Annotated in this window: 13 protein-coding genes and 1 tRNA gene; 9 read left to right on the top strand and 5 right to left on the bottom strand. The window is 66.5% G+C overall.

Annotated elements, in window-relative coordinates:
- The first annotated feature begins 11 nt into the window (after positions 1-11).
- From ACP4XC_RS01890 to ACP4XC_RS01875, 4 genes are all read left to right on the top strand, one after another.
- Positions 12-740 carry a GntR family transcriptional regulator gene (locus tag ACP4XC_RS01890; protein ID WP_427173201.1) on the top strand — a complete coding sequence of 243 codons (729 nt, stop codon included), beginning with the start codon at positions 12-14 and terminating at the stop codon, positions 738-740.
- Between the two features lie 140 nt (positions 741-880).
- Complete coding sequence (locus tag ACP4XC_RS01885) at positions 881-2,227, top strand: enolase C-terminal domain-like protein (RefSeq protein WP_427173200.1); 1,347 nt, start codon at positions 881-883, stop codon at positions 2,225-2,227.
- Entirely contained in the window at positions 2,224-3,741 is a 1,518-nt protein-coding gene (locus tag ACP4XC_RS01880; RefSeq protein ID WP_427173199.1) for an aldehyde dehydrogenase (NADP(+)), read from the top strand. Before ACP4XC_RS01885 ends, ACP4XC_RS01880 begins: the two co-directional genes overlap by 4 nt.
- Positions 3,738-4,952, top strand: a complete 1,215-nt coding sequence (locus ACP4XC_RS01875) for a fumarylacetoacetate hydrolase family protein (RefSeq protein WP_427173198.1) — start codon at positions 3,738-3,740, stop codon at positions 4,950-4,952. The genes ACP4XC_RS01880 and ACP4XC_RS01875 overlap by 4 nt, the downstream gene beginning before the upstream one ends.
- On the opposite strand, the gene efeB is transcribed toward ACP4XC_RS01875, so the two are convergent.
- The 3 genes from efeB to efeU all read right to left on the bottom strand — a co-directional run bounded on the left by efeB (position 4,945) and on the right by efeU (position 8,471).
- On the bottom strand, positions 4,945-6,339 hold the full coding sequence (gene efeB / locus ACP4XC_RS01870) for an iron uptake transporter deferrochelatase/peroxidase subunit (protein WP_427173197.1): 1,395 nt from the start codon (positions 6,337-6,339) through the stop codon (positions 4,945-4,947). The two genes, ACP4XC_RS01875 and efeB, sit on opposite strands and share 8 nt — an antisense overlap.
- Complete coding sequence (efeO, locus tag ACP4XC_RS01865; RefSeq protein ID WP_427173196.1) at positions 6,336-7,475, bottom strand: iron uptake system protein EfeO; 1,140 nt, start codon at positions 7,473-7,475, stop codon at positions 6,336-6,338. Before efeO ends, efeB begins: the two co-directional genes overlap by 4 nt.
- Positions 7,476-7,622: 147 nt before the next feature.
- Positions 7,623-8,471 carry an iron uptake transporter permease EfeU gene (efeU, locus tag ACP4XC_RS01860; RefSeq protein ID WP_427173195.1) on the bottom strand — a complete coding sequence of 283 codons (849 nt, stop codon included), beginning with the start codon at positions 8,469-8,471 and terminating at the stop codon, positions 7,623-7,625.
- A 277-nt stretch (positions 8,472-8,748) separates the two neighbouring features.
- Here efeU and ACP4XC_RS01855 point away from each other — a divergent pair, with 277 nt between their 5' ends.
- The gene (locus ACP4XC_RS01855) at positions 8,749-9,837 is read left to right on the top strand and encodes a S1C family serine protease (RefSeq protein ID WP_427173194.1); all 1,089 of its coding nucleotides are present in this window, start codon (positions 8,749-8,751) and stop codon (positions 9,835-9,837) included.
- 75 nt (positions 9,838-9,912) lie between these two features.
- Entirely contained in the window at positions 9,913-10,722 is an 810-nt protein-coding gene (locus ACP4XC_RS01850) for a dioxygenase family protein (protein ID WP_427173193.1), read from the top strand.
- A gap of 74 nt (positions 10,723-10,796) precedes the next feature.
- Here ACP4XC_RS01850 and ACP4XC_RS01845 read toward each other — a convergent pair.
- A tRNA-Lys gene (locus ACP4XC_RS01845) sits at positions 10,797-10,869 on the bottom strand.
- Between the two features lie 204 nt (positions 10,870-11,073).
- Between ACP4XC_RS01845 and ACP4XC_RS01840 the strand changes: the two genes are divergently transcribed.
- The 3 genes from ACP4XC_RS01840 to ACP4XC_RS01830 all read left to right on the top strand — a co-directional run bounded on the left by ACP4XC_RS01840 (position 11,074) and on the right by ACP4XC_RS01830 (position 13,722).
- A complete protein-coding gene (locus ACP4XC_RS01840; protein ID WP_427173192.1) occupies positions 11,074-11,733 on the top strand; it encodes a hypothetical protein in 660 nt (219 codons plus the stop codon).
- A gap of 353 nt (positions 11,734-12,086) precedes the next feature.
- Entirely contained in the window at positions 12,087-12,704 is a 618-nt protein-coding gene (locus ACP4XC_RS01835) for a DUF47 domain-containing protein (RefSeq protein ID WP_427173191.1), read from the top strand.
- Position 12,705: 1 nt separating this feature from the next.
- Positions 12,706-13,722, top strand: a complete 1,017-nt coding sequence (locus ACP4XC_RS01830; RefSeq protein ID WP_427173190.1) for an inorganic phosphate transporter — start codon at positions 12,706-12,708, stop codon at positions 13,720-13,722.
- Positions 13,723-13,764: 42 nt separating this feature from the next.
- Here the strand turns inward: ACP4XC_RS01830 and pstB are convergent, their stop codons facing one another.
- On the bottom strand, positions 13,765-14,544 hold the full coding sequence (pstB, locus tag ACP4XC_RS01825) for a phosphate ABC transporter ATP-binding protein PstB (protein WP_427173189.1): 780 nt from the start codon (positions 14,542-14,544) through the stop codon (positions 13,765-13,767).
- Positions 14,545-14,551 lie beyond the last annotated feature (7 nt).

Below are 14,551 nucleotides of genomic sequence, written 5' to 3'. Positions count from 1 at the left end.
GAGGTCAGCACGTGCCCCCACGTCAGTCTTCCGACACTTCCAGAGGCAAAGCCGCCGTCAGCGACGTGTACTCCTCCATGCGTGCTTCCATTCTCGAAGGCGAAATCGCCCCCGGGACGCGGATCAACATCGATGCCGTCTCCCGCAGCCTGGGCGTCTCCCAAACCCCGGTGCGCGAGGTGCTGCAGCGCCTGGAGGGGGACAACCTGGTGGTGTACAACCCCGGCCGCGGCTACAGCACCACGCCCCTGCTGGATCTGGCCGAACTGCGCTCACTTTTTGAGTTCCGGCTCCTGGTGGAACCGTGGGCAGCCCGTTCCGCGGCGGTGGACCGGCTGGCGAACCCGGCGCGGACCCTCGAAAAAGAACTGGCCGCATTCCGCAGCACCATGCACGGCAACGCCGACCTCCGCCAGGACCTCGTGGCCCACGACACACGCTTCCACGACACCATCCTGGCAGCGTCCGGCAACGCAGTGGTCCGCCACGCCTTCGCGCAGACCCACTGCCACCTGCACACCTTCCGGCTCTACCCGGCCGATGTGGACGGCGCCATCACCGTGGCCGAACACTCGGCCATCCGCGAGGCCATCCAGGCCTGCGAGCCCGAGCGCGCCGAGGTGGCCATGGCCGAACACATCCGGAACTCCTTTGGACGATTCGCACAGGCCTTCGAGGGAAATCCGGCCCTCGCGCCGCTGGAGGATGCCGGGCCGCCCCGGCGGCACATGGTGGAGTAAAGGAAGTAACGGAAGCCCCGGCCGGACCGGGGCTTTTTGCCGCCCTCGGTACTTGATCTGGATCACAGCTCCTATATGATTATACAAATTCATATAGGAATCACGTTCACTTCCCAGAAATTTACCGAGAGAAGAGATCCATGCCTTCCATCACATCCATCACCACCCAGGACATTCGCTTCCCCACGTCCCTGGAACTGGATGGCTCCGACGCGGTCAACGTTGACCCGGACTACTCCGCCGCATATGTGGTCATCCGCACCGACGCGGGCGAGGAGGGCCACGGCTTTGTGTTCAGCTGCGGACGGGGCAACGACGTCATCACGCACGCCATTGACGCCTATGCCCGCCTTCTGCTGGGCCGCGACATCAACGAACTGATCTACGATCTTGGCAACGCCTCCAAACGACTCGTCCACGATTCCCAGCTCCGGTGGCTGGGACCGGAAAAGGGCGTCACGCAAATGGCGGCGGGGGCACTGGTCAGCGCCCTCTGGGACATCCGTGCCCGCCGCGAAAACAAGCCCCTCTGGTTGCTCCTCAGCGAAATGCCCGCCGAGGAAATCGTGGACGTGGTCGACTTCACCCACATCCGCGACGCACTCAACCCGCAGCAGGCGCTGGAGATCCTCCGTGCGGGCGACGAAGGCAAGGCAGCCCGCATTGCCTCCCTTATGGCCGACGGCTACCCTGCCTACACCACCTCGCCGGGGTGGCTCGGGTACAGCGACGAGAAGCTGGTCCGGCTCAGCAAGGAGGCCGCCGCCGACGGTTTCTCGATGATCAAGCTGAAGGTGGGCGGCGACATCGATGACGACCGCCGCCGCATGGCCCTGGCCCGGGAGGCCGTGGGGGACCTCCCCATCGCCATCGACGCCAACCAGCGCTGGGAAATCCCCGAAGCAATCGAGTGGGTCAACCAGCTTGCCGAATACAAGCCTTACTGGATCGAGGAGCCCACCAGCACCGATGACATCCTGGGCCACGCCGAGATCCGCAAGGGCGTTTCGCCGGTCCGCGTCGCCACGGGAGAGGCCGTGGCCAGCCGCATTGTCTTCAAACAGCTCCTGCAGGCCGGCGCCATTGACGTCCTCCAGCTCGACTCCACCCGGGTGGGCGGGGTAAATGAAAACATCGCCAACCTGCTGCTTGCGGCGCGCTTTGATGTACCGGTATGCCCGCATGCCGGCGGGGTAGGCCTGTGCGAGCTGGTCCAGCACTTCTCCTTCTTCGACTACGCCGCCGTTACCGGCACGCAGGAGGGCCGCATGATCGAATACGTGGACCACCTGCACGAGCACTTCGCCGAACCGGTCCGCATCGTGAACGGCCGATACACCGCGCCCCAACGCCCCGGGACCGGCGCCGAGATGCTCGGCGCATCCCGGACCCACTGGGAATTCCCCGCCGGAGCGGGCTGGGTCGAGGTGGGCGACCGCGCGGCCGTCACTGGAGCATCACTGGTTCCCGCGGGTGCCGTCCGATGACCGCGAGCCCGACGGCCACCGATTCAACGACCACCACGATCGATGCCCTCAACGCCAGCGTGGCGGCCGCCCACGCCGCCTTCGAAAAGGGCCGGGCGGCTTCCCCGAACAGCCGTGCCGCATGGCTGGAAGCCACCGCCGCGGGGCTGGAAAACGACGCCGGGGCCCTCGTGGAGCTCGCCCAACGGGAAACCCATCTCGGCACACCGCGCCTCCAGGGCGAGCTGAAGCGCACCGTCTTCCAGCTCCGGCTCTTCGCCGAGGAAATCCGGCAGGGCGAACACTTCGACGCCACGATCGATCACGCCGACGCCGGCTGGGGCATGGGCCCGCGGCCGGATCTGCGGCGCTACAACGTACCGCTCGGCGTCGTCGGGATCTTCGGGGCGTCCAACTTCCCGTTTGCCTTCAGCGTGATGGGCGGCGACAGCGCCTCGGCGCTGGCCGCCGGCTGCGCCGTGGTGCACAAAGCCCACGACGGTCACCGTGAACTCGCGGCGCGCACGGCAGGGATCGTGATCGCGGCGCTCGAGGGCGCGGGCGCGCCGTCCGGCCTTTTCACGCTCGTGACCGGCCGCCCCGCGGCGGAGGCATTGGTGGACCATCCGCTGGTCAAGGCCATTGGCTTCACGGGCTCGACGGCGGGCGGCCGGGCGCTATTCGACCGTGCCGCAGCGCGGCCCGAGCCCATCCCCTTCTTTGGCGAGCTGGGCGGAATCAACGCCGTTTTCGTGACCCCGGGCGCTTGGACAGCACGCCGGGACGAGATCCTGGCCGGCTACGCCGCCTCGTTCACCATGGGCATGGGTCAGTTCTGCACCAAGCCAGGACTGCTGTTCGTCCCTGCCGGACAGCGGGAAGAGATCCGCGGCCTGCTCAGCGAGGCGCTTTCCGGCTTCGCACCTTCCGAGCTGCTGAGTGAACGGCTGCACCACGGCTACCAGGAGTCCGTGGAACAGCTTCGTGGCACGGCGGGTGTTGACGTCCTGGTGGAAGGCGACTTCGCGCGGATGCCGGCGCCCACCCTGCTCCACACCACTGCCTCCGCCGTGCGCGGTGATCCCTCGATCCTCCGGCAGGAAATGTTCGGACCGGCCAGCGTGGTGGTGGAATATGGCGATGAGTCCGAACTGGCTGCACTCGCCGGCCTGCTCGAAGGGCAGCTGACCACCACCCTGCAAGCGGAGCCGGATGACGACGTCGCCGAACTTGCGGCCCGCCTGGCCGACCTCAGTGGACGGGTGCTCTGGAACGGCTGGCCCACCGGGGTCACAGTCAGCTACGCCCAGCACCATGGCGGTCCGTACCCAGCCACGACCTCGGCCACCACTTCCGTGGGAACGTCCGCCATCCGCCGCTTCCTTCGGCCTGTGGCATACCAATCCTTCCCCGAAGCGTGGCTGCCTGAACCGCTGCGGGAAACCAACCCGTGGAACGTGCCGCAAAGACTGGATGGTCAGTGGCACCGGCGTGGCCCCGCGGTTGGGACGCCCGGGATTGAAGGTCCGCGATGAGCGCCGGCCGGACCAACACCGGGCACGCCGCCGCAACGATCCTGCCTGAGGATGCAGGGCAGGCGTTGCTGATCGGCCGGCTCTGGGACGTCGAAACCTCAGGGCCGCGGGTGGTGGCAGTCCGCGGGGAGGACATCTTCGACCTCCAGCACCTGGCCGGCACGGTCTCGGAGCTGTTGGAGCGCGCCGACCCCGCCGCGGAGGTCCGAAGGGCATTGGCTGACAGAACGGTCCCTGAAGCGCGGTGGAAGACCGCCGACGTCGTCAATGCCTCGCTGCTGCAGGACACCAGCCGCGCTTATCTGCTGGCTCCGGTGGACCTGCAGGTCATCAAAGCCTGCGGCGTGACTTTTGTGGACAGCATGATCGAGCGGGTCATCGAGGAACGCTGCGGCGGAGATGCCGGCCGGGCCACGGCCATGCGCGAGCTGGTGGGCAAGGCCCTCGGCGGCAGCATTGCCGCGCTAACACCAGGGTCCGCCCAGGCAGCCGAGGCCAAGCGGGTGCTGATTGCAGAAGGGCTGTGGTCCCAGTACCTGGAGGTGGGAATCGGCCCTGACCCCGAAGTGTTCACGAAGGCGCCGGTTCTCTCCTCAGTGGGGCTCGGAGCGGGGGTGGGCATTCCCTCCTTCTCCTCGTGGAACAACCCCGAACCCGAACTCGTGCTCATCGCCACCTCGCGGGGCACGGTGGTGGGTGCAACCCTTGGCAACGACGTGAACCTGCGCGACGTCGAGGGCCGGAGTGCCCTCCTGCTGGGCAAGGCAAAGGACAACAACGCCTCCAGTGCGCTGGGTCCCTTTATCCGGCTGTTCGATGACGCCTTCACTTTGGACACCCTGCGGCAGGAAGAGATCCTGCTGCGGGTGGAAGGTCCGGAGGGCTACACCTTGGAGGGTCGCAATTCCATGGCCAGGATCAGTCGGCCGTTCGAGGAGTTGGTGGCAGCCACCTGCGGAAAGCACCACCAGTACCCCGATGGTTTCGCGCTCTTCACGGGCACGCTGTTCGCCCCCACCCAGGACCGGGATGTTCCCGGGCAGGGGTTCACGCACAAGGCAGGTGACGTGGTCACCATCCAAAGCCGCCACCTGGGCGCGCTCGTCAACCGTGTGGGGGCCGCCGAGGAACTTCCGGAATGGACGTTCGGACTCCGGCAGCTGTTCAGCTACCTGCGGGCGCAGGAACGTGAGGTCACAACCCTCAACTGAAGAGGCCCTCGCCAATGAAGCCGCCGGGCCTGATGCCCGGCGGCACGGCGGCCAGGGCTGAACCTGTGTGCTTCAGGTATTCGAGGGCCAGCGTGTCCTGCTTGGCCATGGCCATCTGCATGGGCACATAGTGCGTCCGGGGGTCCTTGACGAAGGCGACGAAGAACAGGCCGGCATCGAGGTGGCCCACGCCGTCGGACCCATCCGTGTAGTTGTAGCCGCGGCGGAGCATGCGGACTCCGCCGTTTTGGTCCGCGTGGGCCAGTCGGACGTGGGAGTAGAGGCCGATCAGCGGCTGGCCGGACCTGCCCTTGATGGCGAAGTCGGGAGCGGTGAACTCCGTTCCTCCGGACAGGGGCGCCCCTTCGGCCTTGGTCCGGCCTATCAGGGCCTCCTGCTCGCCCAGGGAGGTGCGGTCCCAGATCTCGATGTGCATCCGGATCCGACGGGCAACGAGGTAGCTGCCGCCCTGCATCCAGGCCTCGCCCTGCCGGGTTCCCGCATCCGCCCAGACGTGCTCTGCCAGCAGTGAAGTGTCCTCCACCTTGACGTTGTTGGTCCCGTCCTTGAAGCCGAACAGGTTCCTGGGCGTCTGCTGCGCACGGGACGTTGAAGCGGTACGTCCGAATCCGAGCTGGGACCACCGCACCCGCACCTTCCCGAAACCCAGCCGGGCCAGGTTCCGGATGGCGTGGACTGCCACCTGGGGATCGTCGGCACAGGCCTGAACAATGATGTCCCCGCCGCTGCGGGCCGCCTGCAGATCGTCGCCGGGGAAGTGCGGCAGGTCGATCAGGGCATCCGGACGTTTGCCCTCGAGCCCGAACCTTGCCTTGCCGTCCTTTTCGAAGAGACCCGCGCCGAAGCCGAACGTCACCGTGAGCCTTCCGGCGCTCAGGCCCAAGGCCTCGCCGGTGTCCTGCGGCGGAGCGTCGTAAGAACCTCCCGTGGCTCCGGTCGCCCCGGTTTCCCGGCCCTGGGTCATGGCCTCGGCGGCCGCCGTCCAGTCCTTGAGGAGCCGGATAAGGTCTGCGCGGTCCTCCGTGAGGACGTCGAAGGCAGCCATGTGCAAACGGTCCTGGGCCGGTGTGGTGATCCCCGCCTGCCGTTCGCCGTGGAACGGAACGGTGTCATCCGCTGGTGCAGCGGGCGCGGCGGCGGCTGCCACCACCGCGTCGTGCCCCAGCAGCCCTGCGGCGAGGCCGGCCACGGCCCCGGCACCGCCGATTCCTGCCAGGGACAGCATCCCGCGGCGGGAGAGCGCGCGCCGGGCGGGCCGGGGTTCGGTGGCGGAGACGGGGCTGTCGGGCGCGGGCGCTGAGTGCGGCGGGACCTGGGAGTGGTCAGAGTCGTCGGGCCGCGGACCTCCGAACGGGCAGCCGCTCACAGGACCACCGCCGCCGTGAGGTTGGACAGCGGTTCGCCCAGGGCATCCACCAAGGCCGAAAGGCGCTGGACCTGCTCAGGGCTCAGCTCGTTGTAGTAGGCAAAGCCCTCACCCTTGGCATGGGTTTTCAGCTCGGACTGCAGCACGGCGAACTTCGCCTCAAGGCTCCTGGCCAGTTCCGGATCCTTCTGCCGCAGCACCGGCAGCAGGCTCTCAAACGCGATCCGCGCGCCGTCCACATTGGCCTGGAAGTCCCACAAATCGGTGTGGGACCAGATCTCCTCTTCGCCCGTGACCTTACCGGTGGCCACTTCGTCGAGTAGTTCCTTGGCTCCGTTGCCCAGCTTGTCGGCCGTCAGTTCCACAGAACCCGTCCGATTGACGAGCTCCTCGGTGTCCGCCACCAGCCCGGCGGCGATCTTGCCTCGCTCCGGTGCGCTGAGAACCGCGTAGCCTGCGGGCGGGAAGAGGTCCTTTTCCGCACGGTGCCAGCCTGTCCACTGCTCCCCTGCGGCCACATCGGCTTCGCGGGCGTCAAGCTTGGGGTCGAGGTCACCGAAGGACTCCGCCACAGGCTCGATCCGTTCCCAGTGCATGCGCGTCGAGGCGTAAAGCCCGCGGGCCGTGGCGGCGTCGCCCGCGGAGTAGGCCTCGGCGAACTTCCTGGTGCCAGCCAGCAGCTGCTCGCTCTGGTCCTTGACGTAGGCGAGGTACTGCGCGGTTCCCTGCTCCGAGAGCGCCTTGAGGTTACCGTCCGCAGCGGCCTGGCTGCCCGACTCGGTCACTTCGAAGGCGGCCCTGATGCCCCCTCCTTCCATTCCCGGCTTGCAGGCGGTGGTGTATTTCCCGGCCGGGACGGTGACCACCAGGTTCCGGGTCAGGCCGGGGCCAATGTTCTCCACCTCGCCCACGATCCGCAATCCGTCCTCGGCGAGCAGGTAGAACTCCGTAACGGCGCTGCCTTCATTCTGGATGGTGAAGGTCAGGTTGCCGCTCCTGGCGCTCTGCGTGGAAACCTTGCAGGCATCGTTGCTGCTGGTGACCTGGATAGGCCCGGAGGCTCCGCCGGTGGCCGCGGGGGCTGCGTTGTCCGTGCACGCGGTTAGCGCCAGGGGAAGGACTACGGCGGCAGCCACCGACAGGCGCCGCCCCCACGATGGGCGGCGAAGGGCCGGGCCTGAGGCAGGGCGAAGGTGGCTCCCGCTGGACGTTTGACGGGGGGTTTTGGGCAGGGAGTGGCTGGGCATGTGGAGTGGATCCTTTGGAGTGCTTGGGTGGTGGACTCAGGAGGCGGCGGCGGTCCGAACGGCCGCGACGTTTGCGGAGGCGCGGACGCGCCGGTGTGAACGGAGGTAGAAATAGGTCACGGCGGGCACATAGAGCAGCCAGGCGCCCGCTTCCAGCCATGTGGTGGCCGGCGAGAAGTTAAGGGTGCCGTTGAGCAGGGTTCCGTACCAGGACGACGGCGGAACGGCTGCGGTGACATCGAAGGCCAGGTGGTGCAGGCCGGGCAGGATGCCGGCTTCCTGGAAGTCGTGGACGGCGTATGCCAGGACTCCGCCGGCAATCACGATGAGTGCGGCGCCACTCCAGATGAAGAAAATCCCCAGATTGACCCTCAGGACTCCGCGGTGCAGAAGGATACCCAGGATCACCGCAGTGGCAATGCCGAGCAGTGCACCGAACAGCGGAGTGGCGCTCTGCCCAGCGGCCTGGGCGGCGGCCCAGAGGAACAGGGCGGTTTCGAGCCCTTCGCGACCCACTGCGAGGGCTGCCACGACGGCAAGGCCCCACCCGGCGCCCCCGGCGGTTCTGTCCACGTGCGAGCGGAGCTCGCTGCCGAGTGTGCGCGCGGTCCGCGCCATCCAGAACACCATCCAGGTCACGAGTCCCACGGCAGCGACGGAGAGCGTCCCGCCGATGGCCTCCTGGGCCTCGAAGGTCAGTCCACGCGGGCCGAACGTCAGCAGTGCGCCGAATCCCACCGACACCCCCAAGGCCACGCCGACACCGGCCCAAAGCCGGGGCAGGAGGTGCCCCCGTCCGGTCTTCATGAGGTACGCCATCAGAAGTACGACGACGAGGGTGGCCTCGAGGCCTTCGCGGAGGCCGATCAGGTAATTAGCTGTCATGAACGTGGATCCCTACTCAACGCAGCCAAGGTTAGGCTTGCCTAATCTCAGGATTCCCCACCGGCACGAATTAAGCAAACCAAACGTGCGCTAATTATCCCTAGGTTGCGTTTGGCACTCCCGGGACCGCCGATGGCCCATTCGCCCGGGGTGCGGATGCCGGAGCGTCAAGGCGCCCACCCTCCCCGGCCGCATCAAGTCGGGACTTTCGGGCCTAGGCCCCTCCCCGGAGGCTGCCTACGCTTGGAGAACCCTCAGATTTCCGAAAGGCTAGCCGATGAGTGCATCGAGCGCGCGGGCCGTGGCCCGGACCTGCATGGCCCTGGGCATGGCGGCACTTCTTGGATGCGGCATCTCCGCCTGCACCGGAACAAGCCCACAACCTTCCCCTTCGCCATCCTCCGCAGCCCCCACCGGCACATCAGGCACCTCAGGCACCTCCACCGGATTGCAGCCGCCGCAGGAATCCTCGGACATTCCGGGGATTGTGGAGAAGGTGGAGCCTTCGGTTGTGACGGTACTGACCAGCGGGGGCCTGGGCAGCGGAGTTGTCTATGGTGCCGACGGCCTGATCCTGACCAACGAACACGTCGTCCGGGGCAACACTTCGGTCCAGATTGCCTTCGCGGACGGGCAGCGCGTGTCCGGCACCGTCAAGGCGGCGGACGCCATCTCCGATCTCGCCCTGGTGGAGGCAAAGCGCTCAGGCCTGAAGGCGGCGAAATTCCAGACCGCCCTCCCCCGGGTTGGGGAACTGGCCGTCGTGATCGGATCCCCACTGGGGTTCGAAAACACCGCGACGGCCGGCATCATCTCCGGACTGCACCGCGAGATTCCGGGCTCGGCAGCAAGCAGCCAGTCCCTGGTGGATCTCATCCAGACCGACGCCGCCATCAGCCCCGGGAACTCCGGTGGCGCCGTCGTCAACTCCAAGGGCGAGGTGATCGGCATCAGCGAGGCGTACATCCCGCCGCAATCCGGGGCTGTGGCACTGGGCTTCGCCATCCCAGCCGCAACCGCCGTCAAGGTGGCCGATCAACTCAAGGCGGACGGCACCGCCGATCATGCCTTCATGGGCCTGGCGCCCGGAACCATCACTCCGGAGATTGCCAGCTGGCTTGGCCTCCCGGACACCCGCGGCGCCCTGGTCCTGTCCGTGGTCAAAGACGGCCCGGCGGACAAAGCAGGCATTAAGCCCGGGGACGTCCTGATCTCGCTGGACGGCAAGGAACTTGGATCAGCCGAGGACCTTCTCTCCGCCCTCCGGAACGCGAACCCCAAGCAAACGGTGAACGTCGAGTACCGCCGGGGCACCGACAAGCGGGAAGCGAAGGTAACACTGTCCGACCGCCCGGCCCAGGGATGAGTGGGGCATCAGATCCGAAATGAGCACTCCTTACTAATGGTTGAACTTTCAACTAAAACATCGTAAGATTATTCCATGACGCAGACAATCGACCGCCCCCCGGTACTCTTCCTCAGCCACGGCGCCCCTCCGCTGGCCGACGACGCCCGCTGGACCCGCGAGCTCAGTGACTGGTCGGGCAGATTCGGCAAGCCAAAGGACATCCTGATGGTGTCCGCGCACTGGGAAAACGCCCCTGTCACCCTCAGCGCCACCGTCCGCAAGCCCGGACTGGTTTATGACTTCTGGGGCTTCCCGCAGAAGTACTACGACGTCACTTACGACGCGCCCCAGGCTGTGGACCTCGCCGCCGAGGTGGAAAAACTCGTTGCCAGCCATGGCCACCACGTGGAACGTGACGAGGAACGGGGCCTCGATCACGGCGCTTACGTCCCACTGGTCGAAATGTACCCGGACGCCGACATCCCGGTGCTCCAGATGTCCATGCCCACACTGGACCCGCAGGGCCTGTTCAACCTGGGCAAGACCCTCGCCCCGCTGCGCGACCGCGGCACGCTGATCGTGGGGTCCGGGTTCACCACCCACAATCTGAGGTGGTTCAACCCTGCCGGCGGCCCGGACACCACACCTCCGGCCGCTTCCAGCGAGTTCGACCACTGGGCCCAGGAGACCATGGAACGCGGCGACGTCGATTCCATCCTGGACTTCCTGCACAAGGCGCCGGCAGCGCGGGAAGCCCACCCCCGCAGTGAGCACTGGGCCCCGTTGTATGTGGCGCTGGGCGCGGCGTATGAATCCGGGGACCTGGCTGCCCGGACCGCCATAGATGGATTCTGGTTTGGACTGTCCAAACGTTCCTGGACGCTCACCTCGGACTCCCGCTAACACGGGACAACACAAAACCCCCGGTTCGCTGCTGTTGCAGGGAACCGGGGGTTTTCCACTCTTCGCTAAAAGAGTGGGCCCTGTGGGGATCGAACCCACGACCCACGGATTAAAAGTCCGATGCTCTACCAACTGAGCTAAAGGCCCCAGCTAACCGCCATAAATGAGCACCGGAAGCACTCACCAGGGGCTGTCAGCCCAGTCCATTTCTGGACGTTAACACTGTACCCCACACCCGGGGCCAGCTTTGACACGACGGCACGTGGCGCCGTGGGCCGTTGCCGCCCCGGTACGCCCGGTACGCCCCGCCCGATGCTCGATTCCAGAAGAGCACAGGAGTAGCGTGGGGGCATGAGCGAGCAAGCAGGACCGCCCGTCTACGGCGGAGCAAACAGGCACCACAAGCCCAAACCCTTCGCGCCCAGCGACTTTGAGCCGTTCGCGGGCGGCGCGGACCCCGCCCGGATCTCGGAGGCCGCACATCTCGCCGCCCAGGCGCTGGTGCGCCACGGCCGGGACAGTGACGACCCCAAGGTCACCAAACGGCTGGTCAAACTGGCGGATGAACAGGGGCTCGACGCCATCGCCGAGATGTGGGCGGAAAGCCCGGCACGCTCGCTGCCCGGTGCACTGTGGCGCCTTTACGCCCTGCGTGCCGCCACCATCCAGGACCCCGAGCGGATGTCCGTCTACTTCAAGGCCGGCAAGGACACCGCGCAGGTCTCCAACGTGGTGGCCGGCGCAGCTGAACCTCCGGGCGCTGACGAAATGAAGACCATGGCGGATGCCATCCTGTCCGGAGCGTTCGACGGCGAGTTCGACGTCGCGCTGGAACGCTCCGCGGCGTTTTGCCGCGTGGTGGCCCTGGGCCAGGCCACGCTGGCCGACGGCGCCGAGCACAGCAACGAGAACCACGCCAGCAAACTGACACGCAATTCACACCTCCTGGTCAAGACCGCGGAGGACCTGGAACACGCTGCCAATGCCTGGCGCCTGGGCGAATTGGACTGACAGCTTTTTGCGGCTGTGCTTGTTCAGCATGTCCGCCACTGTTACGCACGGAGTGGCCCGGCTGTCAATGTTGACTTGCTTCAGCCGAAGTAGAAAACTGAAACCGGTGCCGAACCGCGAAACCCCCGGGCTTCAACATTTAGCCGCCTAGAGCGGCCTACCGCCGAGAGGCGTATCCGGTTCGGCACCACTTTTATGCCCGGGTTCTTTCAGCCCGCGGGCAACGGCGTTAGACCCTTGCACGCGACCCTGCGCGGTGCCGGTAAAGTAATCCCTATGCGCGGGTCAACGTCACGTCACATGGCCCGGGGGCAGCATTCCCTGCGGCTCGCCAGCCACACAGGTCACCGCGCATGAGGCTCCGCCTCTTCCCGCAGGAACCCGCGGGACTCAATCTTCTCTCCCAGATGGCCCGGCAGCTCGTCCTCGCCACGGGCACCCTCGCCGAGATCCTCGGCGTTCCGGCCACGGAGCACAACCGCCTGGTGGAAACCATGCACGAACATGAGGCGAAGTCGTCCGAGCTCCAGTTCGCCCTGCTGACCCATATGCGGACCAGCTTTGTGAACCCGCTTCCCCGCGAAGACATGTTCGCCCTCTCCCGATACCTTAACGAGGCCATGGAAAAGCTGGATGCGGCCGCCGAGCTGGTGGCCCTCTACAAGCTGGAACGCCTGCCCAAGCGGGCCGCGGACCAGCTGGAGATCATCAGCAGGCAGGCCGAGCTGACCGTGGATGCCATGAGGCGGCTGAACGACCTGGATGAACTCGAGGATTATTGGATCGAGATCCTCCGCCTGGCCAAACGCGCGGAGCGGACGCACAGGGTGTGGGTGGCGGACATGCTCAAGGACATGAAGTCCGCCCAGTACGCCCGCAACCGGGATGTGGCGAACCAGCTGGTGGACGTCACGAAGGACATGCGCCGCGTCGCAACCCAGGTAGGCAGCATCATCGTCAAGGAATCCTGACGTGACCTTGTTGCTCTTCGCCGTGGTGGTGGTCTGCGGGGCGGCCTTCGCCTTCCTCAACGGCTTCCGTGATGCATCCGCCTCCGTAGCCCTCGCGGTCCGGACCCGCGCTCTGACTCCAACGGTGGCCGTGCTCCTGGCCGCGCTGTTCAACTTCGCCGGCGCGGGGCTGAGCGCCGCCTTTGCGCTCGAGGTAAGCAGGAGCTGGATCACCCTGCCGACGGGCGGGAACGGCCTGCACATCCTTATCGCCTGCCTGCTCAGTGCCGTGCTCTGGGGCGTCTATACCTGGTGGCGCGGCATCCCGGCCTCCTCCACGCACGCGCTCGTGGGCGGACTCGCCGGAGCCGGCGTGGCCAGTGTTCTGGTGGGAGGCAGCCCGGTCACCGGCGTGGACAACTCGCTGCTGTTCCAAGTGGTACTTCCCCTCTTGCTCTCCCCGGTGATCGCCTTTGCGGGGTCATTCCTCCTGGTGTGGCCGGCCACCTGGGCCGCCCGCTACACGCCGCCCAATGTGGTGAACAGCCGCTCCCGGCGGATTCAGGCCACCGCTGCCGGGGCCGTGGCTTTCGGTCACGGCCTGCAGGACGGCCAGCGCACTGCCGCTGTACTGGTCCTCGCCCTGCTGGCGGCCGGGTTGTCCGATGGCGGCAGCCTGCCCGCATGGGTGCCCCTGCTCACCGCAGCCATGCTGACGGCCGGAACCTTGGCCGGGGGCTGGCGGATTTCTTACACGGTTGGCTACAAACTGACGCGGATCGATCCGCTGCGGGGGTTCGTGGCCCAGATGTACAGCTCGCTGATCCTGCTCCTGGGCGCCATTGGCCTGCACTGGCCCATTTCCACCACCCACACGGTGACAGCAGCGGTGCTCGGCGCGGGCACCAACCAAAACTTTCCCGCGACCAACCGCAGGCTGGTCATCCGGATCCTGGCCTTCTGGGTGCTTACCCCGGCCGCGACGGCCGCGGCCGCTTTTGTGCTGGAGCTGGCGCTCTCGCCCCTGGCCAGGCTGTAGCAGACATGGGCCCGGGCCCCCGGTGTCCGCTTGGGCCGGTTTCTATCCGAAGCGGCCGGAAACGTAATCTTCCGTGGCCTTTTGGGTGGGATTGCTGAAGATCGTGTGGGTGTCGCCCACTTCGATCAGCTTTCCGGGTTTGCCCGTTCCGGCGATGTTGAAGAACGCGGTCCGGTCAGAGACGCGCGCGGCCTGCTGCATGTTGTGGGTAACGATCACCACGGTGTACTGGTCCTTCAGATCGTTGATGAGATCCTCGATGGCCAGAGTGGAGATGGGGTCCAGCGCGGAGCAGGGCTCATCCATCAGGATGACCTGGGGTTCCACGGCGATGGCACGGGCGATGCACAGCCTCTGCTGCTGGCCGCCGGAGAGCCCGGAGCCTGGCTTCCCCAGGCGGTCCTTGACCTCGTTCCAGAGGTTGGCGCCCTGCAGGGAGCGCTCCACGAGGGCATCGGCCTCGCCCTTGGAGATCTTCTGGTTGTTCAGCTTCACGCCCGCCAGGACGTTGTCGCGGATGGACATGGTGGGGAACGGGTTGGGCCGCTGGAACACCATGCCGATCTGGGAACGCACGGTCACGGGGTCCACACCGGGCCCGTAAAGGTTGTCCCCGTCCAGCAACACCTCGCCTTCCACGCGGGCACCGGGGATCACTTCGTGCATGCGGTTCAGCGTCCGCAGGAACGTGGACTTGCCGCAGCCCGAAGGGCCGATGAATGCCGTGACGGACTTGGCTTCGATGTTGATATTGACGTCTTCGACGGCCAGGAACTTGCCGTAGTAGACGTTCAAATCCTTGACGTCGATGCGCTTAGACATGGTATTC

It is taken from the genome of Arthrobacter sp. 92, assembly GCF_050260325.1.
Lineage (GTDB): Bacteria > Actinomycetota > Actinomycetes > Actinomycetales > Micrococcaceae > Arthrobacter.
Note: the sequence above shows the minus strand (reverse complement) of the source record. Positions and strands in the feature narration are given on the sequence as shown.

Coding starts and splice junctions, on each gene's coding strand:
- ACP4XC_RS01840 (WP_427173192.1), top strand. CDS start 11,074: ATGAGCGAGCAAGCAGGACCGCCCGTCTACGGCGGAGCAAACAGGCAC.
- pstB (WP_427173189.1), bottom strand. CDS start 14,544: ATGTCTAAGCGCATCGACGTCAAGGATTTGAACGTCTACTACGGCAAG.
- ACP4XC_RS01875 (WP_427173198.1), top strand. CDS start 3,738: ATGAGCGCCGGCCGGACCAACACCGGGCACGCCGCCGCAACGATCCTG.
- ACP4XC_RS01835 (WP_427173191.1), top strand. CDS start 12,087: ATGAGGCTCCGCCTCTTCCCGCAGGAACCCGCGGGACTCAATCTTCTC.
- ACP4XC_RS01850 (WP_427173193.1), top strand. CDS start 9,913: ATGACGCAGACAATCGACCGCCCCCCGGTACTCTTCCTCAGCCACGGC.
- ACP4XC_RS01885 (WP_427173200.1), top strand. CDS start 881: ATGCCTTCCATCACATCCATCACCACCCAGGACATTCGCTTCCCCACG.
- ACP4XC_RS01880 (WP_427173199.1), top strand. CDS start 2,224: ATGACCGCGAGCCCGACGGCCACCGATTCAACGACCACCACGATCGAT.
- ACP4XC_RS01855 (WP_427173194.1), top strand. CDS start 8,749: ATGAGTGCATCGAGCGCGCGGGCCGTGGCCCGGACCTGCATGGCCCTG.
- efeU (WP_427173195.1), bottom strand. CDS start 8,471: ATGACAGCTAATTACCTGATCGGCCTCCGCGAAGGCCTCGAGGCCACC.